A 22,319-nucleotide genomic window follows, 5' to 3' on the forward strand; every position below is an offset into this window, starting at 1 on the left:
TCAATCTTAACGTTCAGCTTATATTGAAGGTGTTTCTTTGCAAGGAAAGCAAGCGCATTTCCAATAAACTACAACAAAATGCAACGTCTCCCTTTCTTTTTGGCCCTCATTTGTACCGTTTTCAACCTTGAATTTGGGTTTTCCCAGAAACCAATTTTTATTGTTGACTCGACGGCCATCAACCCCTGGACCAAACGCCCTTTCGAAAACAATCCTGAAAATTTCCAGTTTGCCATCGTCACCGACCGCACGGGCGGGCACCGCAATGGGGTTTTTGAAAAAGCAGTAGAAAAACTCAATAAGTTGCACCCGGAGTTTGTGATGTGTGTAGGCGACTTGATCGAGGGTTACTCCAAAGACCAAAAGGAAATTGATCGCCAGTGGGCGGAATGGGACGATATTTTGGGGAAATTAAAAATGCGCTTCTTTGCCCTGCCAGGCAACCACGATATCTCTAACGAAGTGATGCGCAAGGTGTGGCTGGAACGTTATGGCAAAGCCTGGTACCATTTTGTGTACAAAGGAGTACTGTTCATTGCAATGGATTCTAACGATGGCGATGGTTTGAGCATCAGCCGCAGCCAGATTGACTACGTCAAAAAAGCCATCGCCGACAATCCGCAAGTGCGCTGGACGATGTTGTACATGCACCACCCGGTGTGGAATTACAAGGATTTTAATGGCTTTAACGAAATTGAAGCGGCACTACAATCCCGCCCGTACACGGTATTGGCCGGGCACAACCACCAGTATCTCAAAACCCAGCGCAACAACCGCAATTATTACATCCTGGCTTCGACGGGCGGTGGAAGTCAGTTGCGCGGGCCCCGCTTTCAGGAATTTGATCACGTCACCTGGGTTACTTTTACTGATGAGGGGCCCGAACTGGTCAACCTGGCCCTAAGCGGCATCCACAACGACGACATTGTGGACGATGCTGGCCTGGCCAAAGCCAAAGCCATGCTGGACGCCGTTAATTTCAAACCCCAACTGCTCAAAATAGATGCCCGCCGTGCCCAAGTGCTCGTCAACATCCAAAATAGTGGCCTCGATACCTTGTATTTTGAAGGCCATTTGTACCACCATCACCAACTCAGCTCCAATCAGGGTAAGTTCAAGCTGAAAATTGCGCCACAAAGCAATCATCAGCTGAATTTTGAAGTAAGTACCATTGGCAATGCTACTTTTGACAAAGCGGCACCGCTGGAGTTAGACTGGCAAATGTCCTTGCCTTCCCCTTTTATGGAGGCACCTTACCATTTGGAAGGTACTTTGCCGATCATTGTGGATTTTACCCCACCAAGCCCTGCGGTGGAGGAACGCAGCATTTTTTTAACGACCAAAACCATCGAACTCAAGCAGCCCCAGACTGGCCTGAGCATGCGCTACACCCTCGATGGTACCGAACCTAGCCTTAACTCCAAAACTTACCAGGCACCCATCACGATCAGCAACACGACAACCTTGAAGGTCCGCTATTTCAACACCAAGAACGGCGCGGCCAGCAATACCTGGCAACAGGTTTACCGCAAGGTCACCCTGCTGGAGCCAGTTACCATGCCAACTGCAAAACCGGGTATGGCTTATCGCTTTTACGAGGGCAAGTTCCAGACTTTACCCAATTTTAAAACCTTGACCCCGCTGAGAACGGGTACGGTGCAAGACTTTAATGTGGAACTGCTGGCTGGTTCACGGATTAATCACTACGCAATTGTGTACGAGGGTTTTGTAGACATTCCGGCTGATGATCTGTATTATTTTTATACCCGCTCTGATGAAGGTTCCAAGCTTTATATTCATGACCAATTGGTGGTCGACAATGATGGTTCGCATGAAGAGCGCGCCCGGGGTGGCGATATTGCTTTGAAAAAAGGGCTACATCCTTTCCGGGTAGAGTATTTTGAGGGTTTTGAGGGACAGAGTTTGTTTGTGGGGTATAGCGGAGGAGATGGGAAGAGAAAGCCATTTATTGGACTGCCGCTGATGAGTAAGTAGGGTGAGTTTAGAATCGCAGCAGCGGTTGAGGGGGATTTGGGATGGCGAATGTTGGTTGGGAGCCGCCCAAGGGACTCGAACCCTCGACCTACGCATTACGAATGCGTTGCTCTACCAACTGAGCTAGAGCGGCTAAACAATTTCTAATGGGTTGCAAATATAATACAAAAGAGCATCGTCTGTCAAGCGAATCCCTGCTTTTTTTACCAGCTTACGCCAGCACCACCGCCGCCAGAAGAGCCACCGCCCCAGCTACCACCACCACCGCCGCCGCTACTGCCGCCGCCCGAAGACGAGCTCCGTGTCAGCATGGGGATCGATACCCGTTTTACCTCGTGGTAGTGGCAACTTTTACAATCGTTGACGACTTCTTTGAGTCCGGTGGAGGAGTAAGTTGCCGCCGTGATGGTTTGGCTATGAGAATTGTAATAGGTGATGAAACTGCACTTGGGGCAACGGCGGTACTGCTTGTTGCCTTTGCTGTAGCGCAGGATGAGGATATCGTCGGCATCGTTGTCGTTGGCCCAAACGTCGTAGTCCGCTACGCCAATTTCCTCTTCGGTGATTTGGCCTTTTTCGAGGTAAACATCTTCTTCGTTGTCGGGAATCAAACGCAGTTCGGCACCCGTTTTTTTGCTGAAGCGTTTGCCGTAGCGCAATTCCTTCATTTTGCGGCCCACAAACCACCAGATAAAAACGTAGGGGATCGGGAACAGAATCAGGAAAAACCACATGCGCGATTTGCGCAGGGCCATGTATTTATCATAAGCATCCTGCTTGCTGTTGAGGCCATTGTAGACAAAAACCAGGGCCAGCAGGTTGAAAATCCCGTTAAAAATAGAATGCCCAAAGAGGATTTGCAACCAGCCACCCTTGTTGTCTGAACCCTGGTAAGTCTGGTCTTCAATCTCGGCGATGTTGTTGGGGTTTTCAAGGAAGTACTTGCATTTGTTGACCGCCGCAATCAAACCAATGCCATAATCTCCGTTTTTGAAATGGGGTACCACTTCATCTGTACCTATCCGGTAACAAACCGCATCAGTGAGAATACTCTCGGTTCCCAGGCCCGTTTCAAATTCGGTACGCCGCTGGTCCATCACCGTAAGAATGAGCAAGCCATTGTCTTTTTCGGCCTGGCCAATGCTCCATTTGTTGAAGAGTTTGGTGGCAAAATCCTTGGGAACCTCCTCCCCTATCGAATACAGTACCACAACCGCGACTTGCGCCGTGGTGGAGTCTTCCATCGCATTGATCAACTTATCCAGCACCGCTTCGTCGGAGGCACTGAGGTAGTCGTCGGGATCGCTGACACTGCTGTTGCGGTTCTTAGGGTCAGGAACTTGATCAACAGTGTAGGTCTTCCCAGACTTCTGTGCAGTCAGGAAGCCAGTAGAAAATAAAAGGGCAAAGGTGAAAAGTAAGTAGCGCATGGAATGGCAAAGGTTTTCCGTAAGGGCGATATAAATCTGCTTCAAGATCGGGATTTTCAGTCAAATCCGCATGCTTATTCGACACAATGGCATTTTTAGATCGATGGATGATTTTGGTTGCTCCAAATTTCAAGGATGCGCCGCCACCCAAACCTCCCCATCCTCAAAAATTTCTTTTTTCCAGATCGGCACGGTTTCTTTTAATGTATCAATCGCGTATTGGCAAGCTTCAAAAGCAGCCTTGCGATGTGGAGTAGAAACAGCAATGACCACGGCAATTTCACCAATCGCCAAACTCCCCACCCGATGGTGAATGACCACATGGTGGGCCTGCCAGCGTTGTTCCACCTCTGCAGCGATTTTGGTCATCTCCGAAATGGCCATCGGCGCATAGGCTTCAAACTCCAGGCGCAGCACCGGGCGGCCTTTGGTTTGATTACGCACAGTACCGATAAACACCGTTGCCCCACCCGATGCCGGGTCGGCAGCAAGGTCGATGCATTCCTGAGCGGAGAGGGGAATTTCTTTGATTTGGATGTTGAGCATGGCCATTAATTTATTCTAAAACCCCTAAATGAATAATTCGTCCACCCGTTTGGTTGATGGGGTCTACACTTTTGCCAATGACGATGCCATTCTCCGGTGCCGTGTATTCTTTGATCACATCGCCAAAAATGTTGCGCAGTGTAGCAATGGTTTCGCCAGCGTACACCAATTCTCCCACATTGGGGGAAACCGTTAAAATCCCCCCTGAATCTGAATAAATCCAGTAGGAGTTTTTACAAATATAAGGTCGGGATTCGGGCAGTTCAATCGCGCCCTCGGTCATCTGTAGTTGACAAAGCAGGTTGTAAATTCCCGTCAAACCCGAACGCAGGAAACCTTTGTGAAAAGTATGCGGGCTGCCTACTTCCAGCGTAATGGCATAAATCCCCAGTGAATCTGCGGCCCCGCGCAGTGAGCCATCCGAAGGGAGGTTGTGCACAATGACCTGGGCATTTTGTAAAATGGCCATTTCCCGGCAAATGGGATCATCCAGATCAGCCCGGATATAATGGGCATTGACCCGGCCAAAACTGGCTGTATGTAAATCCAGCAGGTAATCAAAATAACGAATGATGCGATCTACCAGCCGAAAAGCATAGACCTGGCTGTTGCTGCCATCGGCCCGACCTGGCATCACCCGGTTGAGGTCGGTACCATCGATGAAGTTCCTTTCCTTGATGAGCAAGGAAGGGATATTGATTACAGGTACCCCAATCACGGTTCCAGCCAGCTTGTCCAGTGAAACCTCCTGAAAAAAACGCTGAATCAGGGGGATGCCATTGATTTCATTTCCCCGGATTGCCGCAGTAATGCCGAGCACCGGGCCATCTTTGCGCCCACGCGCTACAATGACCGGGATGTACACCGGTAGCCCCATCCCGTCAGAAATGAGGTGTAACCAAAATCGACGAATGCTGCCTTGGGGCACTTTGCTTAAGTCGAGGCGACGGATAACTTCAGTATGCGTATCGGTATGGGCAAATGGGTTCATAGCGCGATTTCTTCAATCAAAGATGGATCATTGTTGATCGATTTAAAGTACTTCATTCGGAAACGCCCCTGGGCATTGACCAGGTTTTGTGCCATTTTATCGATGGCGACCGTGGAAAACACGGTTTGAATGTAGGCTTCAATCAGATCATCCAGTCCGATTCCCAGTTTATTAAAATCTCGTCGATCCATCAAGACCAATCGATTGGTATCACTATCAAAAGTACCATCAGGGTTTTTGATGGAGAGGTTGGTCCCCAGCATGTCCCAGGATTCACAGCCATCTTCCAGGGTATCTTCCAGGGGTTTGCGTGCCCGACGGGCGTATACACAAAGGGGTAAAATGCCCTCTTCGGTAGAGCTAACCATCATGCGCAGGTCTGCTACATACGTTTTGCCATTGGCGGTGGGGATGGTCCCTACGTGGTACAATTTCCCGGAAGAAGTTGTTGAACTCCAGTTGTAATTGCCTATCAGGCTTTGAACAATGAAGCGATCATAAGGAAAATCCTCCGCCATAAATGCGTCCAATTCTCCTTGATTCACGATGGTATAAACGCCTTGTCCAGCGTTGCTATAAGGGACTTTCACTACCGCCTGGCCACCCATTTCCGCTACTTTTTGGGGAATGGCCTCTTTGCTCACGTCCCAAATGGTTTGGGGAATGTTGATGCGTATTCCCTTGTCTTCCCATTCCGCGTTGAACTGCTCGTACGCTTTGGCAGCTACCATCTTGTTGCGCCCACCTGCCAAACAGGCCACTATCGGATTAAAGATCCGGGTTTTGGTATGCAAATGCAGGCGATTCCAGGGTCGCTGGGTCACGTAGCGAAAAGCGGCGCGGATCAGGTGCCATTCGCCCTTTTCGTCCAAAACCTCCATTTGGGCATCCGCATTGTAGCGCACTGGGGGGTTGGTATCTTCGTTGTAAAAGGGCACAAAAAATACATCTTCTTTCATCACATCGGCGATCACTGCTGCATATCCCGAAGCTTCCATGTAGTTTTTATCGTACAAAACCGCTAGAGCCCCTTGTACACCCGTGCGTTTTTTTTGCAAAAAGGGTTTAAAGGTGCGCTCAATGAGCATGCGGTAGCCACCCTGTTCTTTATGGTCGTCAGTAAGTGGCATCGATTTTTGGCCGGAGGGGCAGGAATTGTTTTCTATGATGACCATTTGGCGGCGCGCACTAGCGGAGGTTACATTGAGCAAATCGGCGCCAGCCCAAAGAAAATGTTTGCATTTATAATTGAGGAGTTCTGCCAGGGCTTCCGCTTTTACTACTGGATGTAAGTGGCAATACCGATTGATCATTCTTTCCCGACTGAGGTTGAGGAAAAAAAGAACCATGGGATGGATGGTCGCATTCAGTGCTTTGGGGTACCAATGCCGATGTGCCTCAAACTCACCAGGGTGAACAAGCTTAGCTGCTTTAGGTGGCAGTACTTCAGAAAGGATCATTGGTAATGGATTATGGTTAACTGGGGTGAAAAGTACGCAGAAAAAACCAGAAGCGTACGTACAGGTGGGTTACTTTTTCCCGCAGAAAGAATCCGTCGGAATCGCGAAGTCAAGGGTCATTCATTCATAGGTCATGTATGGGAGGGATGAAAAATGAATTGAATGACCCTTGAGTTTTTAGTTTTTAGTTGTCGTCGTCGTCAGCGTCCAATAGCCATTTTTTAGGGTTATTGTATTTGGGCTTTTCCTTGGAGGGGCCCATGTTTTTCTTGTTTTTGTCCTTGACAAATTCAGTGTCATCGTACTGACGACCGCCGGTCTTCTTTTTTGGTTCTTTCTTTTTCATGACTCTGCGTGTTTACAGCAAAAAGCGCAAAGCAGTTGGTGTTTTTTTGCCTGCAACTTGATGCGAGCACAGATTTTGGTGAAACAATGTTAAGTCACTTCCAAATGTCCCTGAAAAGATAAAGTCCAAAATTAATTTTTGCAAGTGTTGAGCATATAAAAATTATTAAGCTGTAGCGTCCAGCATCTTTCCCTTGTTTAAAATCACGCTCAGATTTGAGATAAATGAGTAGAAATTGCTGAGAAGTTCAGTTCTAAGTTTTTGATTTTATTATCTTTGTTTATTTTCATTTTATTTTTTTAAACTATAAACATGCAAAAACTATTCGTACTCATAGCGGTATGTGCACTCAACTTGTGCCATGCCCAGAGTTACAAAGATTATCCCATGTGGGATCCTGCCCTGCCTTTTGAGCAAAGGGTAAAAGATCTGGTTGCTCGCCTGAGCCTGGATGAAAAAGTGGGCCAGATGCTCAATGCCGCACCGGCCATACCCCGCCTGGGGATTCCTGCTTACGATTGGTGGAATGAAGTGCTGCATGGAGTAGCCCGCACCCCTTTCCGGGTCACCGTGTATCCCCAAGCCATTGGTATGGCCGCCACCTGGGACACCAGTTCTCTGGCCCAAATGGCCCATTATTCAGCCCTGGAAGGCCGTGCCGTGTTCAACAAAGCGACTGCCTTAGGCCGCAACAACGAGCGCTACCTGGGATTGACTTATTGGACGCCAAACATCAACATTTTCCGGGATCCACGCTGGGGGCGGGGGCAAGAAACCTATGGCGAAGATCCGTTTTTGACCGCCATGATGGGCCGGGCTTTTGTACGAAGTTTGCAGGGCAATGACCCCAAATACCTCAAGGCTGCGGCTTGTGCCAAACATTTTGCGGTGCACAGTGGCCCCGAACCTTCGCGGCATTCGGACAATTTCAACCCCAGTGATTACGACCTCTGGGATACTTATTTACCCGCATTTAAAGAGTTGGTGACCAAAGCCAATGTCGAGGGCGTGATGTGCGCCTACAATGCCTTTTATGGACAACCCTGTTGTGGGAGCGATGTGCTGATGACCGATATTTTGCGCAACCAGTGGAAATTCAAAGGCTATGTGACCAGCGATTGTTGGGCAATCGACGATTTTTTCAAGTACCACAAAACCCATCCGGACGCTACCACCTCCGCAGTGGACGCCGTTCTGCACGGCACCGATGTGGAATGTGGCACGGCAGTGTACAAGTCCTTGTTGGATGGGGTAAAAAATGGCATGATCAAGGAAAGTCAGTTGGATGTGTCGCTGACCCGCTTGTTCATGACTCGGTATCGTTTGGGGATGTTTGACCCCGTCTCCATGGTGAAATACGCCCAAACGCCTCAATCTGTGATGGAGGCACCCGAGCACAAAGCCCATTCCCTGAAAATGGCGCGCCAATCGATGGTTTTGCTAAAAAATGAAGGAAATACCCTGCCTTTGAGTAAAAACATCAAAAAAATTGCCGTATTGGGTCCAAATGCCGACAACCGAATTGCAGTATTGGGCAATTACAATGGCATACCTACCGAGATCGTGACCGCCTTGCAGGGCATCAAAAACAAGGTGGGTAAAGACGTAGAGGTCATTTATGAAAAGGCCATCAACTTCACCAACGACACCTTATTAACGTATACCGATGTGAGCAAGCAGTACAGTTGGGAAGGCAAAGCGGGTTTTAAGGCTGAGTATTTCAACAATGTCACGCTGCAAGGAAATCCCGAAACCTCCAAAATGGAAGCTGAAGTTGACCACTTGTGGCAGGAAGGTCAGGCGGTGGAGGGTACCATCCGAGCCTACAATTTTTCAGCCCGCTATACCACTCAATTTAAAGCAGACAAAGACGGCTACATCACCTTCGAAGTAGAAGCCGATGATGGCTACCGTTTTTTGGTCAACGACAAAGAAGTGCTCAATGCCTGGGTGCGCAACCGCTGGGGTGCCCGTACCTATCGCCTGGATACCCGCAAAGACGAAGTGTACAAACTCACCCTGGAATACTGGCAAGGTGAAGGCAAGGCCAATGTGCACCTGCGCGCCGGGCTTTTTGCCAAATCGAACCTCGATGCCATTGTTAACAAAGTAAAAGACGCCGATGTGATCGTTTATGTCGGCGGCATTTCGCCCCAGTTGGAAGGGGAAGAAATGCAGGTAAATTTTCCTGGTTTTAATGGTGGCGACCGTACCTCCATTTTGTTGCCAGCCGTGCAAAGTGAATTTTTGAAAAAACTTAAAACCAGCGGTAAACCCGTCGTTTTTGTAATGATGACGGGAAGCGCCGTTGCCCTGCCCTACGAGCAACAAAACATCCCGGTGATTCTCAACGCCTGGTACGGGGGCCAAAGCGCAGGTACTGCCATTGCCGATGTACTTTTTGGCGATTACAACCCCGCCGGGCGTTTGCCGGTAACCTTTTACAAAAGTGATAGCGACTTGCCCGATTTTAAAAGTTACGACATGAGCAATCGGACTTACCGCTATTTTAAAGGGGAAACTTTGTATCCATTTGGTTACGGTTTGAGCTTTAGCACCTTTTTATACAGCAACATCAAAGCGCCTACCTCCATAAAGTCTGGGCAACCGATCACAATTAGTGCAACGGTCAAAAACACGGGCAAAAGAGATGGTGAAGAGGTTGTTCAATTGTATCTGGCCTACCCTGATGCCAAGGGCAGAGCCCCCATCCGGGCATTGAAGGGCTTCAAACGCATTTCCCTAAAGGCGGGTGAAAGCCAAACCGTCTCCTTTAGCCTTTCCCCAGAACAATGCGCCTTACTCGATGAAAAAGGCCAAAGTTATCAACCCAAGGGCAAGCTGGAAATCAGCCTGGGCGGCGGACAACCAAAGCAAAAACAAAGTACCACGAGTAATGTGCTCTTAAAAACCGTACAGGTACTATAAACAACACAACATGAAAGCAGTATTCTTTTTCGCACTCTGCATTTTTTCGTTCAAGCTGATCGCTCAAGACAAACTGGGCGTATTTGACCACCATGAAGATGTGGGTAATCCTTCCATGAAAGGCTACGCGACTTACAATCCCGAAACCCAGCAATACACCATGGAAAGCGCGGGCATCAACATGTGGGACAAAGCGGATCAATTTCACTTTTTGTGGAAAAAAATCAAGGGCGATTTTATCATAACGGCCAGTGTCCAGTTCATCGGAAAAGGCACCAATCCGCACCGCAAAATTGGCATCATTGCCCGCGACAAACTCAGCACTGATTCCCGTTACGCGGATGCCTGTATCCACGGTGACGACCTCACTTCTCTCCAATACCGCTCTAGCGATGGGGCCATTACGGAACAGGTGGAGCTCTCGGTTTTTCATCCTACGGACATTGAATTTCAACGCATTGGCAACAAGTTCATCTTTTCAGCAGCTGTTTTTGGGGAAAATTACAAATCGGTCAGCAAGGAGATTGAGCTTGGAGAAGAAGTATTCGCCGGGCTTTTTATTTGCTCACACGAAGACAAGGTGGTTGAAAAAGCCGTTTTTAGCAATGTGCGCATCATCATTCCAGCTGCGAAAGACTTTCGGCCATACCGGGATTACCTCGGCAGCCACATCGAAGTGATGGAGGTACAAACCGGCTTGCGCAAAATCCTGCACTCTGCCCCTAACTCCCTGCAAGCACCCAACTGGACCAAAGATGGCAAAACTTTGATTTACAATTCCGAAGGTTTGATGTACAATTATGACCTGGCTACTGGGCAAATCAGCAAACTCAACACTGGTCCCGCAACCAATAACAACAATGACCACGTCCTGTCCTTTAATGGCAAAAACATCGCCCTCAGTAACCACATGGGGACGAACAGAATTTCGACCCTTTTCACTTTGCCCGTAACAGGTTCGGACAATCCAGTGGCCATCACCTCGCCGGAATCGGGGCATTCGTACCTGCACGGTTGGTCGCCCAATGGCAAAAGTTTACTCTTTACGGGGCAAAGAAACAAACAGTACGACATATGGTCGATCGACATTGCGACCAAAAAAGAAACCCAACTGACCAACACGCTCACGCTGGACGATAGCCCAGAATACACCCCCGATGGCAAGTGGATTTATTTCAACTCCGTGCGCACCGGAACCATGAAACTCTGGCGCATGAAGCCCGATGGCAGCCAACAGGAACAGGTGACTTTTGATGAGTACAACGACTGGTTCCCACACATCTCGCCCGATGGGAAGTGGATTGTGTACCTCTCCTACCCCAAGGAAATCAACCCCACTGACCATCCCTGGTACCAAAAAATCTACCTGCGTTTGATGCCAGCCAGTGGTGGTATTCCCCGGAATATTGCTTACGTGTATGGTGGGCAGGGCACCATTAATGTGCCTTCCTGGTCGCCGGATAGCAAACGGATTGCTTTTGTGAGCAACACGCAGTTGAAGTAAAATCTAAGGTGTTTCTATAGTGCCTTCGGTTTCTTAGGTGCTGAAAAAACGTCTTGCAGAGCAAGACTATTTTCTTTTTTCACCACCTAAGAAACCGAAGACACTTAAGGGGCACCTTAGATATATTGCGATATCAGCCTGTATCTTCTCCCTGGAAAATCGTATGGTTTTGGGCAAAAGCACTAACTTTATCCCAAAACCATACCATCTCATGTCCGATGCCTTCATTTTCGACGCCCTGCGTACCCCGCGTGGTCGTGGAAAAACCAACGGATCATTATACGAAGTCAAACCACTGGACTTGCTGGGCACCGCCCTGGAAAAGCTCCGACTGCGCAATCAACTGGATACAAAAGAAGTAGATGATGCCATCATTGGCTGCGTTACTCCGACCGATGACCAAGGCTTCAACATCGCCAAGGCAGCACTCATTCATGCCGGTTGGCACCAGAATGTTGGCGGGCTGACCATCAATCGTTTTTGTGCCTCTGGCCTCGAAGCCATCAATTTGGCTGCCGCAAAAATCAAAATTGGTTGGAGTGACCTGATGGTAGCAGGTGGACTCGAAAGTATGAGCCGGGTGCCCATGGGCAGCGACGCTGGCCCCTTGATGTACGACCCTGAACTGATCAATCGTGCCGATTATATTCCTCAAGGCATCTCTGCCGACCTGATCGCTACCATGGAAGGTTTTTCCCGGGAAGACGTAGATTCCTTTGCCTTGAGCAGCCATCAACGCGCTGCCGCAGCCATGCAAGCCGGATATTTTTCCAAATCTCTGGTTCCCATTTACGACCGCAGTGGTCTGCTCATTCTGGATCACGATGAGTATGCCCGGCCAGATACCGACGAGCATATTTTGCAACGCCTTCGGCCTTCTTTTGCTGCCATAGGCGCCCTGGGATTTGACGATATGGCCTTGCACAAATACCCTCTGATAGAAAAAATCAACCATGTACATACGGCAGGTAATTCTTCCGGTATTGTAGACGCAGCAGCAGTAGTGCTGATGGGCAGCCAAGAAAAAGGCGAGGCGTTGGGGCTGAAACCACGCGCCCGCATCCTTTCCATCGGCAATGCCAGTGTGGAACCCACTTTGATGCTCACCGGCCCGGCCCCTGCCGCCAAACAGGCCCTGCAACGCGCCAAAATGCAGGCCAAAGACATTGATCTCTGGGAATGCAACGAGGCTTTTGCAGCGGTGGTTCTGAAATTTCAACGCGAACTGGATATTCCCCATGAACGTTTGAATGTCAATGGTGGGGCGATTGCGATGGGCCACCCCTTAGGCGCTACCGGTGCAATTTTGCTGGGCACTTTATTGGATGAAATGGAGCGCCGGAATGTACAAACTGGTTTGGTTACGCTCTGTGTCGGCGGTGGCATGGGCGTGGCGACGATTATTGAACGGGTTTAATTCGTTGGGGCAGCCCTATGTGGCTGCCCTTGTCTAGGCAGCCACATAGGGCTGCCTCTACGAAATTTTACGATATGATCTATTACAAAAAGGATACCGATAACATTGTCACCCTCACCCTCGACATGAAAGGGCGGCCCCGCAACGTGATCAACCACGAGATCTTCGAGGCCTTTGTTCCCGTTTTGGAACAATTGAAGGCGGATAAAAAACGGGGTGCACTCAAGGGAGTGATTTTGACTTCTGGGAAAAAGACCTTCCTGGCCGGTGGTGACCTGGATTATTTGTACCAAACCAATGATCCAGCCGAGGTATTTGCTTTTTGTGAAAAAATGAAAAAATTCCTGCGCGACCTTGAAAGTCCGGGAGTTGCTGTCGTTGCAGCCTTGAATGGTAGTGCCATTGCTACCGGGTTTGAGGTGGCACTGGCTTGCCACCACCGTATTGCCGTGGATGACCGTAGGATTGTACTGGGTTTGCCCGAAGTGGAGCTGGGTTTGATTCCCGGCGGTGGCGGAATTGTGCGTTTGATGTGGTTGTTGGGCATCGAAAAAGCCAATCACATCGTAAGTAGTGGGCAGTTGTACTCCCCACAAGAAGCCCTGCGGGTCGGCATCATCGACGATTTGGCGCCCAACCAAAAAGAGATGTTGGAAATGGCCAAAGATTGGCTGCTGAGCAATAAAGAAAGCCGCCGCCCCTGGGACAAAAGTGGGGAACGTATCCCCGGTGGTTCGGCCAAAGACGCCCTGGTAGCCGATTTCATTCGCTCCGAAGCCGCCCGCCTCGCTGCCAAAACCCACCACAATTACCCAGCACCACAAGCCATTTTGAACGTGCTTTCGGAAGGCTCCAAAGTCGATTTTGATACCGCCGAACGCATTGAAAGCCGTTACTACACCCAATTGGTGATGAGCAAGCAGTGCAAAAACATGATCAAAGCCTTTTGGTTCGACAGCAATTACATCCGCCATGGCTTGAATCGCCCGCGGGGATTCGGCAAGTTTCGGCCAAAAAAAGTGGGCGTGATTGGTGCCGGGGGCATGATGGGTTCGGGTATCGCCTACGCCTGCCTGCGCAATGGCCTGGAGGTAGTGATGAAAGATGTATCCAAACTGATCGCCGAAAGGGGTCGTGAGTATGTCCGCAACAAACTCAACCCACTGGTACAAAGTGGCGAAATGAGCAACACGGAGCGAGACCAATTGTTGAAACGCATCATCACTACGGAAGATCCCCGCGAGTTTGAAACCTGCGATCTGGTCATCGAGGCCGTTTTTGAAAACGCGATGGTCAAACAAAAGGTCACCAAGGAAGCCGAAGCCTTTATGGACGAGTATTCTTTTATGGCCAGCAATACCATCTCCATTCCCATCACCAAACTGGCCGAAGTATCCATGCGCCCCGATAATTACGTGGGTTTGCACTTTTTTCATCCAGCCGATGAAGTACCTTTGGTAGAAATTGTGCGGGGTGCCCGTACTTCGGAGGAAACGGTGGCCCGCGCCTTCGACTTTGTAAAAGCCATCAAAAAAACGCCCATCATCGTCAAGGACGATTGGGGCTTTTACGCCGCGCGGGTGCAAAACACCTACATTCTGGAAGGCATCACCATGCTCAAGGAGGGTTATCCGCCCGCGCTGATTGAAAACCTGGGCCGCCAGGCTGGAATGCCCAAGGGTGCCCTCGCCCTGGCCGATGACCTGGGCCTCAATCTCGTGCTCAACTACGAACGCCAGGCAGGTGAACACTATGGCCCCAAATACATCCCCCACCCTGCGGTGGAGGCCCTGGACAAGATGTTGCAGGAATTCACCCGCCCCGGGCGCAACAAAAAGGCAGGCTTTTATGAATATACCGAAGATGGACAACGCCACTTGTGGCCCGAACTGAGCACCCACTTCGGCCCCCAACTCAGCACCTTCGAACGCCAGGAGCTCATCGATCGTCTTTTGATTTCACAGGTATTGGAGGCGGTGTGGTGTATGCAGGAAGGGGTGATCAACTCCATAGCGGCCGCTAACCTGGGTAGCATTTACGGCTGGGGCTTTCCGGCATTTAAAGGTGGCACCATCCAATACATCGCAGATTATGGCCTGGAGGCTTTTGTGGCCCGATGTAAGTACTTGCGGGAAAAACATGGTTCACGTTTCCGGGTGCCGAAGAAGTTGGAAGAATTGGTGAAAGAGACGGAATTGGTGGGGGATTTGTTGGGGATGAGCTCGTAGTGGCAGCCCTATGTGGCTGCCCTCCAATGAGGCCGATCGGGTCTGTTTTGAACATGCCGACAAGCCCCGCTAGGGGGCGCAATTTGGGTAGCAATCGATGATTCCCAATGATTTCAAAGTCCCGTCAGGGACGAAATAAGGGTATATTCCCCTTTAGATACCCACATCACGTCCCTACGGGAGAAAACATCGGGCGGTTGTTTTCTACCCATATTGCGCCCCTAGCGGGGCTCACGTTGCCCGAAAAAACAGGGTTTATAGACCTTGCTGTAGGGGGGGTATCAAATAGTATTACTGGCCATAACTATACACTTGCAAGCACTTATGGCGAGTAATGCGCCAAAATTACTTACCATAACTATGTACTTGCATAGCCGAATGGCGAGTAATGAGATGCAGAGCAGAGAGCTTTGCTACTTAATGGATTTTCAATTATCTTTGAATAAAAAAATTAAATGATTCCCAATCAAGGAAAAATAGAAGGGTTACGATTGAGCAATTTCACCTGTTTTGCTGATTTAGATGTCAGTTTTTCAGAAGGGATCAATGTGATTATTGGGGAAAATGGGTTGGGGAAGACGCATTTGTTGAAGGCTCTTTTTAGCTCGGCAAAAAATCAAATATTGGGTTATGAGTCTTTTCAAGATGACTTATTAGCTGCTTTGATTGGGCAACAAAAGATGGTCAAAGAATTAAAAACCAATGGAGATTTAACGATTGCAACTGACTTTTTGCAAATTTTCGGAGGAATAGGGGTCCGGTCGTTGAAGAAAAATCTAAAGAAAGAATTTAAGGTTGAGATTATTTCTTCACCTCTCATTTCACTTTAGCGTAAAATAAAATTATTTCAAGCTCACACCCTCACCCCCTCCAACAATATCACCAACAACTCTTCCTCCAGCATCTCCGCCGTGATCTTCTTCCCCGGCTTGTACCAATCATACAACCAGCGGAGGGCCGAGAACAAGGTATACGACAAAATCAGCGGATTGACTGGTTTGAACTCCCCACTCGCCACCCCAGCGCTAATGATGGCCTGAAAACGGCTTTCGTAATCTTTGCGCAATTGCAGGAATTCACTCAGGTGGGGTTCTTCCAGGTGCCGCCATTCATCGTTGAAAGCGGTGACGGAGGTGACGTCTTCGAGCGACAATTGTATGTGTAGTCGAATCAAGCGGGTGAGTTTTTCGGTAGCACTCACGCCAAGGGACTCCACTTCCAACATACCGGAAAGGAAACGCTGAGCATTGTTGGTGCAAATTTCGCGAAGAACGTCAGACTTGGATGGAAAATGATTGTACAAACTGGAAGCACGAAGACCTACTTCCTTAGCCAGATCGCGCATAGAGGTGGCCTGGTATCCTTTATCCCGGAACAGGCGCGCGGCGGCTTCGTAGATTTGTTCTTTTTTTGACTTTTCCACAAGAGAGAAGCCCCCCGATCATTAGAGACCGGGGGTATGTCATAAGCTTAACCCAAGTGAGCAACGTGCTTCATCAAGCTGCTCTTCAGGTTGGCTGCCTTGTTCTTATGCCAAGTGTTTTTCTTTGCCAGTTTGTCGATCATTTGGATCACTTTTGGCAAGAAACCTACCGCCTCCGTCTTGTCCTTCATGCTGCGCAACTTCTTGATAGACGTACGAGTAGTCTTCTTATAGTAGCGGTTCAACAAACGACGCTTTGCCTCTTGACGGATACGCTTCTCAGACGATTTATGGTTTGCCATTACAAAAACTTTTCACAATTAATAATACTACTGAACAATTGGAGCGCAAAGATAATTATTCATTTGGAAAGTCCAAAGGTAATTTTAAAAAAACCTTTTCGTTTAAGATTATCCAAAGACCTAAATAGGTTGTACTTTTGCGCGCATATTTAAAACCAGATCACCACAATGAGCGATTTCTCCTTCATTGCCAATGCTCACCCGGCGTACATTGATTCGCTGTACGAGCAATATCAAAATAATCCCGAGCAAGTTGAAGGCTCCTGGGCCTCTTTTTTCAAAGGCTTTGATTATGCCCATACCACCAATGGGCACGAAAAAAGCAATGGTGTAACGCCATCCTCGGTTTTTAACCCACAGGAATTCCAGGTATTGGCCATGGTCAATGCCTACCGGGGGCGGGGACACCTCTTGTCCACCACCAACCCCGTGCGGCCACGCCGCAACCGGAATCCAAAATTGGATCTGGAAGACTTTAACCTGAGTGAAAAAGACCTCGATACAGTCTTCTACGCTGCCACGGAGTGTGGGTTGGAAAAACCATCCACCCTGCGCGATATCCTGGCGCACCTCAAACGCATTTATTGCGGCAACATCGGCTTTGAGTTCCAGCACATCCAGCAGCGTGAAAAGCGCCGTTGGTTGCGTACCCGCGTGGAGCAAAGCCGCCCCGAGAAGCATTACAACATTCCGCTCGATAAAAAACGCCGCATTCTGGAAAAACTGAATGAGGCGGTAGGTTTTGAGAAGTTTTTGCACACCAAATACATTGGTCAAAAACGCTTCTCGCTGGAAGGTGGAGAAAGCACCATCGTAGCCCTGGATGCAGCCATCAATAAAGGTGCAGAAATGGGCGTCGAAGAGGTGATCATCGGGATGGCACACCGCGGTCGTTTGAACGTGTTGGCCAACATCATGAAAAAAACCTACGAGCAAATCTTCACCGAGTTCGAAGGCACCGCCATTCCCGACCAAAGTTTTGGCGACGGGGACGTGAAGTACCACTTGGGTTATTCTTCTCAGGTTGTTACGCCAACGGGTAAAGAAGTTCAACTCGAACTAACCCCGAACCCTTCCCACCTGGAAGCGGTCAACCCCGTAGTTGAAGGTTACGCCCGCGCCAAAGCGGATCGTTTATATAAAGGTGAGTATGACCGGATTTTGCCGATCCTCATCCACGGTGACGCCGCAGTAGCGGGCCAGGGTATCGTGTTTGAGGTCATCCAGATGAGCAAACTCAAGGGCTACAATACGGGAGGTACCTTCCACTTTGTGATCAACAACCAGATCGGGTTTACCACCGATTTTGAAGACGCTCGTTCTTCTACCTATTGTACCGGCGTTGCCAGTGTGGTTTCTGCACCCGTCTTCCACGTAAATGGCGATGATCCAGAAGCACTGCTTTACGCTGTAGAAATGGCCATGGAATACCGCCAGGAATTCAACACCGACGTGTTCATCGACATGGTGTGCTACCGCAAACACGGCCACAACGAGGGCGATGACCCGATGTTTACCCAACCCGACCTCTACGAAGCCATCAGTGTACACCCCAACCCACGGGAGATTTACCAAAAGGAATTGATCGAAATGGGGGAACTGCCCAAGCAGTTGGCCGACGACCTGGAAAAAACCTTCTGGGGCGACCTGCAAGAGCGTTTGGACGAAGTAAAACAGCATCCACTCCCTTATAAGTCGCAAGCTCCTGAAGAAGAGTGGGAGAAATTGCGCCACGCCACCGTTGAAGATTTCAAAAAATCGCCAGCTACTGGTTTGGAAAAGGCCACTGTGGAGAAAATCCTCAGCCATTTGAACACCATTCCGAGCCATTTCCGCCCGATCCCCAAGGTTAGCCGTTTGTTGGAAAACAACAAAAAATTGCTGGCCAAAGGGCAGGTAGATTGGGCGACTGCCGAATTGATGGCTTATGGCTCCATCCTCATGGAAGGCCGCCCTGTGCGCATGAGCGGTCAGGATGTACAACGGGGTACTTTCTCGCATCGCCACGCCGTACTACACGACGCCAAAACCAATGAGGTGCTCAACCGTCTGGACAACATCCAGGAAGACCAGGGCAAATTCTACATTTACAACTCCCTGTTATCCGAATTTGCGGTAATGGGTTTTGAATATGGCTATTCTTTGGCTGATCCGAACACTTTGGTGATTTGGGAAGCGCAGTTTGGCGACTTCTTCAACGGTGCTCAAACCATCGTCGACCAGTTCATTTCTGCGGCGGAAAGCAAGTGGAACCGCATGTCGGGTCTGACCCTGCTTCTCCCCCATGGCTACGAAGGCCAGGGGCCCGAGCACTCCAGCGCCCGTTTGGAGCGCTTCCTGCAAGCTTGCGCGGACTTGAACATGATTGTCACCAACATCAGTTCACCCGCCAACTTCTTCCATCTCCTGCGCCGTCAATTGGCCTGGGAGTTCCGCAAACCATTGGTGGTGATGTCGCCCAAGTCTCTGCTGCGTCACCCGGAATGTGTGTCTCCAGTAGAAGATTTTGAAGCAGGTAAGGGTTTCCAGGAAGTTATCGACGATCCTACGGTAAGCAGCAAAGAAGCCAAAGGTGTCAAGCGGGTTTTGTTCTGCACTGGAAAAATCTATTACGATCTGGCGCAGCGCAAGCGTGAACTAAAGCGCGACGACGTAGCCATCGTACGGGTAGAGCAATTGCACCCCATGCCCGAGACTCAACTTGCCGAAGTGCTCAAACGCTACGCCAAAGCTGAACTCATCTGGGTACAGGAGGAATCAGCCAACATGGGCGCATGGCAATACATGAAACTGAATTGGGAAACCGATCGCAATCTGCAGCGCATCTCGCGCCGGGCGAGTGCTTCCCCTGCAGTGGGCTTTAAGAAGGTCCATGACCAGCAACAGGAAGAGATTTTGCAGAAAGCGTTTGTTTAGTGATAAATGATGAGTGATGAATGATGAATGACGAATTGGGTGTGTTGCCCTCAAATTCGTCATTCGTCATTCGAATTATTCGCGATTAAACTTCATAACTCATCACCCGCTCCAACATCCTTTCCGTCGCTTCATCCAACATCTGAAACACCTTCTCAAAACCATCCAGCCCACCGTAATAAGGATCGGGCACCGATTGATTTTTCCCTGGAGCAGAATAGTTCAGGATCATTTCGATTTGCGCCTTGGGGTTTTGCACCTGTTTGGCCAACAACTGGATTTGGCGCAGGTTGGAATCGTCCATGGCTAGGATGAGGTCAAAATGGAGTAAATCTTCTTTACGGATTTGGCGGGCCCGTTGATCGGTGATATCGATGCCATGCTGGCGGGCTGTGGATATAGAGCGTTTATCAGGCAATTCTCCAGTATGCCAGTCGCCTATTCCCGCAGAATCTACTTCCCAGGCCAGGCCGGCTTTTTTCACCTTGTCTTTCAAAATGCCTTCCGCCAGGGGGGAACGACAAATGTTGCCAAGGCAAACCATTAGTATTCTCATGGTATTAATGCTTTTTTTTCCAACGAAAAAAAAACTACTTTTGTTTTCGGTTGGAACGAAGTAGGTAGCGACATTGAATGCCTTGGCCTACTTTGTTGTGATCTGTAGGGTAACTTGCAACAAACTTTCATAAAAGCAAAAACCCGGCGAGAAATATCCCCCGGGCTTGCGGAAACTATCAGTCCTTTTTCAACTCTGCCAGATTTGCTATCCAAATAAGAAAACCAAATAGACCGAGTAATGCCGCCCGAAAATGGGCAGCAACAACTATGGTGGTTAGGGCTTGGGTAGACGTGGTCTCCTTTTCTCTCAGTTCCTGCCCCTGACTACCAACGGTGAACAAACAAGTAAAGAAGATTAATTTTGCATACTACGCTGATTCCTCTTTGCTGTTTGAACAATTCAAAATTAGGTCGTATTTTCATGTTTGGATAGGCATTTTTGCCGCCAATTGTGATCACCAACCTACGTTAGGCCAATTTGAGTGCTGTAACTTGCTGCATTGATGCGGTATTCTGCCGTTTTCAAGTGTTTGATAGTTAGTTCTTTAAAGGAACAAACCACAGTAAAAAAAAGCATTATTGTTTAAAAATCGATGTTATGCCCATCTCTCATGGAGATCAGCTTTTTGAAATGATTCAGTCTTTAACTAAGGCTGAAAAACGCAATTTTCGCTTGTATGCCAAGCGAATTCAGGGGGAAAGTGACGCTAAATTTCTACAGCTTTTTGATTTGCTCGAAAAACAAAAGGACTTTGACGAGGAAACCATTATCCGCAAACTCAAAGATTCGAATAAAAGCCAACTCTCTAATCTCAAGCGGCACTTATACCAGCACATCCTGACTTGCCTTCGCTTGATGGAGATTCACAAACACGAGGAGATCCAAATCCGGGAGTGGATCGATTATGCGGTTATTCTGTACGGCAAGGGTTTATACCTGCAATCTTTGAAACTCCTGGCCAAGGCCAAATCCCTGGCCAATAAGATCAACCATGACATTCTGCAATTGGAAATTGTAGAATTTGAAAAAAGGATCGAGTCGCGCCACATTACGCGCAGTACCACCGAAAGGATGGACGACTTGCAGGCCGAATCCGAAACCCACAGCAATACCAATTTGTCGATTGCCCTCTTGTCCAACTTTAAACTGGCCCTGCAACGCCTTTTTATCAACGAGGGGCACATCAAAACACAGGAAGGGCGGGCCAAACTGGAAGAACATTTTCGGAGCAAACTTCCCAAACAAGAAGAGGAAGCCCATACTTTTTTTGAAAAAATCCACGTCTATCACGCCTACTATTGGTACCACTACCTTTTGCAGGAGTACGATAAATGTGAAGAATACGCCGAAAAATGGGTAAACCTGTACGCATCCGAGCCCAAGATGATTGAAATGGACATGGACATGTACATGATCGGGATGCACCAGTTGCTGGTTACGGCGTTTTATTTGCGGAACTACCCAGTGTTCATAAAAACGCTGGACCGTTTTGAAAAATTCCGCAAAGAGGTTTACCCCAAGTTCAACTACAATTCCCAGATTCTTTCTTTCCTCTTTGTGCACCAGGGGCGTTTCAACCGCCATTTTTTGGAAGGCAGTTTCCAGGAAGGAACGGGGCGTACCTTGCAACACGCCTTGCGCCGCATCCGGAAATACGACAATAAGCTGGATGCCCACAAACTCCTGATTTTTTATTTCAAAATTGCCTGGTTGTGGATGGGTGCAGGCAAACCAGCTCAAGCCATTGATTACCTCAATCAGATTTTGAACCACCCCGGCAAAGCGCTGAGGGAAGACATGCAAGCCTATGCCAGTTTGATGTTCATCATGGCGCATTACGACCTCAAAAACATGGACTTTTTGGATTATGTCATCAACAATACGGCTCGCTTTATCAGTAAAATGGACGACCCCAGCAAATTGCAAAAGGCCAGCATTGGTTTTTTCCGCCGACTGATCAACGCCAAACCTGATGATACGGCTAAGTTGTTTTTGGATTTCCGTAAAAAACTGGGCGAGCTCAAAGCGGAGGAATTTGAAAAACGCTCTTTCATTTTTCTGGACATTGAATCCTGGGTTGAAAGCAAAATTCAGCACAAAACCCTGGCCCAAGTGGTAAAAGAACGGTATGAGCGGCGTTTGGAACTAACTTTATAACACGTTGATTTCTATTTTTATCCAAATTTCAGACTTTTTTTCACCCCAATAAATGTAACTCAAACTAATAATCCTCGTTATGGTACAGCAAATTGTCTATAAATTGCAAAGATTTTT

At 48.7% G+C, this 22,319-nt stretch carries 16 protein-coding genes and 1 tRNA gene; 8 read left to right on the forward strand and 9 right to left on the reverse strand.

Annotation, left to right across the window (positions count from 1 at the left end):
- The first annotated feature begins 78 nt into the window (after positions 1–78).
- Positions 79–1,995 carry a PA14 domain-containing protein gene (locus ACO08K_RS09835; RefSeq protein ID WP_421796224.1) on the forward strand — a complete coding sequence of 639 codons (1,917 nt, stop codon included), beginning with the start codon at positions 79–81 and terminating at the stop codon, positions 1,993–1,995.
- 60 nt (positions 1,996–2,055) lie between these two features.
- On the opposite strand, the gene ACO08K_RS09840 is transcribed toward ACO08K_RS09835, so the two are convergent.
- From ACO08K_RS09840 to ACO08K_RS09865, 6 genes are all read right to left on the reverse strand, one after another.
- Positions 2,056–2,128, reverse strand: a tRNA-Thr gene (locus ACO08K_RS09840).
- 70 nt (positions 2,129–2,198) lie between these two features.
- Complete coding sequence (locus ACO08K_RS09845) at positions 2,199–3,425, reverse strand: TPM domain-containing protein (protein ID WP_421796225.1); 1,227 nt, start codon at positions 3,423–3,425, stop codon at positions 2,199–2,201.
- Positions 3,426–3,554: 129 nt separating this feature from the next.
- Positions 3,555–3,971, reverse strand: a complete 417-nt coding sequence (locus ACO08K_RS09850; RefSeq protein ID WP_421796226.1) for a molybdenum cofactor biosynthesis protein MoaE — start codon at positions 3,969–3,971, stop codon at positions 3,555–3,557.
- 10 nt (positions 3,972–3,981) lie between these two features.
- Complete coding sequence (locus tag ACO08K_RS09855; protein ID WP_421796227.1) at positions 3,982–4,962, reverse strand: succinylglutamate desuccinylase/aspartoacylase family protein; 981 nt, start codon at positions 4,960–4,962, stop codon at positions 3,982–3,984.
- Positions 4,959–6,422, reverse strand: coding sequence for a hypothetical protein (locus ACO08K_RS09860; protein ID WP_421796228.1), 1,464 nt, complete (start codon positions 6,420–6,422; stop codon positions 4,959–4,961). Before ACO08K_RS09860 ends, ACO08K_RS09855 begins: the two co-directional genes overlap by 4 nt.
- Before the next feature lie 184 nt (positions 6,423–6,606).
- Positions 6,607–6,768 (reverse strand): hypothetical protein, encoded by a 162-nt coding sequence (locus ACO08K_RS09865; protein WP_421796229.1) that lies wholly within the window; start codon positions 6,766–6,768, stop codon positions 6,607–6,609.
- Positions 6,769–7,080: 312 nt separating this feature from the next.
- Here ACO08K_RS09865 and ACO08K_RS09870 point away from each other — a divergent pair, with 312 nt between their 5' ends.
- From ACO08K_RS09870 to ACO08K_RS09890, 5 genes are all read left to right on the forward strand, one after another.
- A complete protein-coding gene (locus tag ACO08K_RS09870; protein ID WP_421796230.1) occupies positions 7,081–9,696 on the forward strand; it encodes a glycoside hydrolase family 3 C-terminal domain-containing protein in 2,616 nt (871 codons plus the stop codon).
- 10 nt (positions 9,697–9,706) lie between these two features.
- Complete coding sequence (locus tag ACO08K_RS09875) at positions 9,707–11,200, forward strand: TolB family protein (RefSeq protein ID WP_421796231.1); 1,494 nt, start codon at positions 9,707–9,709, stop codon at positions 11,198–11,200.
- 211 nt (positions 11,201–11,411) lie between these two features.
- Complete coding sequence (locus tag ACO08K_RS09880; protein WP_421796232.1) at positions 11,412–12,617, forward strand: acetyl-CoA C-acetyltransferase; 1,206 nt, start codon at positions 11,412–11,414, stop codon at positions 12,615–12,617.
- 74 nt (positions 12,618–12,691) lie between these two features.
- On the forward strand, positions 12,692–14,845 hold the full coding sequence (locus ACO08K_RS09885) for a 3-hydroxyacyl-CoA dehydrogenase NAD-binding domain-containing protein (RefSeq protein ID WP_421796233.1): 2,154 nt from the start codon (positions 12,692–12,694) through the stop codon (positions 14,843–14,845).
- A 455-nt stretch (positions 14,846–15,300) separates the two neighbouring features.
- Positions 15,301–15,675, forward strand: coding sequence for an AAA family ATPase (locus ACO08K_RS09890; RefSeq protein WP_421796234.1), 375 nt, complete (start codon positions 15,301–15,303; stop codon positions 15,673–15,675).
- 23 nt (positions 15,676–15,698) lie between these two features.
- Here ACO08K_RS09890 and ACO08K_RS09895 read toward each other — a convergent pair whose 3' ends face one another.
- Complete coding sequence (locus tag ACO08K_RS09895) at positions 15,699–16,268, reverse strand: TetR/AcrR family transcriptional regulator (protein ID WP_421796235.1); 570 nt, start codon at positions 16,266–16,268, stop codon at positions 15,699–15,701.
- A 47-nt stretch (positions 16,269–16,315) separates the two neighbouring features.
- The gene (rpsT, locus tag ACO08K_RS09900) at positions 16,316–16,570 is read right to left on the reverse strand and encodes a 30S ribosomal protein S20 (RefSeq protein ID WP_421796236.1); all 255 of its coding nucleotides are present in this window, start codon (positions 16,568–16,570) and stop codon (positions 16,316–16,318) included.
- A gap of 168 nt (positions 16,571–16,738) precedes the next feature.
- Here rpsT and ACO08K_RS09905 point away from each other — a divergent pair, with 168 nt between their 5' ends.
- Positions 16,739–19,486 (forward strand): 2-oxoglutarate dehydrogenase E1 component, encoded by a 2,748-nt coding sequence (locus ACO08K_RS09905; RefSeq protein WP_421796237.1) that lies wholly within the window; start codon positions 16,739–16,741, stop codon positions 19,484–19,486.
- 85 nt (positions 19,487–19,571) lie between these two features.
- Here ACO08K_RS09905 and ACO08K_RS09910 read toward each other — a convergent pair whose 3' ends face one another.
- Complete coding sequence (locus ACO08K_RS09910; RefSeq protein ID WP_421796238.1) at positions 19,572–20,042, reverse strand: low molecular weight protein-tyrosine-phosphatase; 471 nt, start codon at positions 20,040–20,042, stop codon at positions 19,572–19,574.
- Positions 20,043–20,642: 600 nt separating this feature from the next.
- On the opposite strand from ACO08K_RS09910, the gene ACO08K_RS09915 reads away from it, so the two are divergent.
- On the forward strand, positions 20,643–22,202 hold the full coding sequence (locus ACO08K_RS09915) for a hypothetical protein (RefSeq protein WP_421796239.1): 1,560 nt from the start codon (positions 20,643–20,645) through the stop codon (positions 22,200–22,202).
- The last annotated feature ends 117 nt before the right edge of the window (positions 22,203–22,319 follow it).

It is taken from the genome of Haliscomenobacter sp. (genome assembly GCF_965225875.1).
In the GTDB taxonomy this organism is placed as follows: Bacteria; Bacteroidota; Bacteroidia; order Chitinophagales; family Saprospiraceae; genus Haliscomenobacter.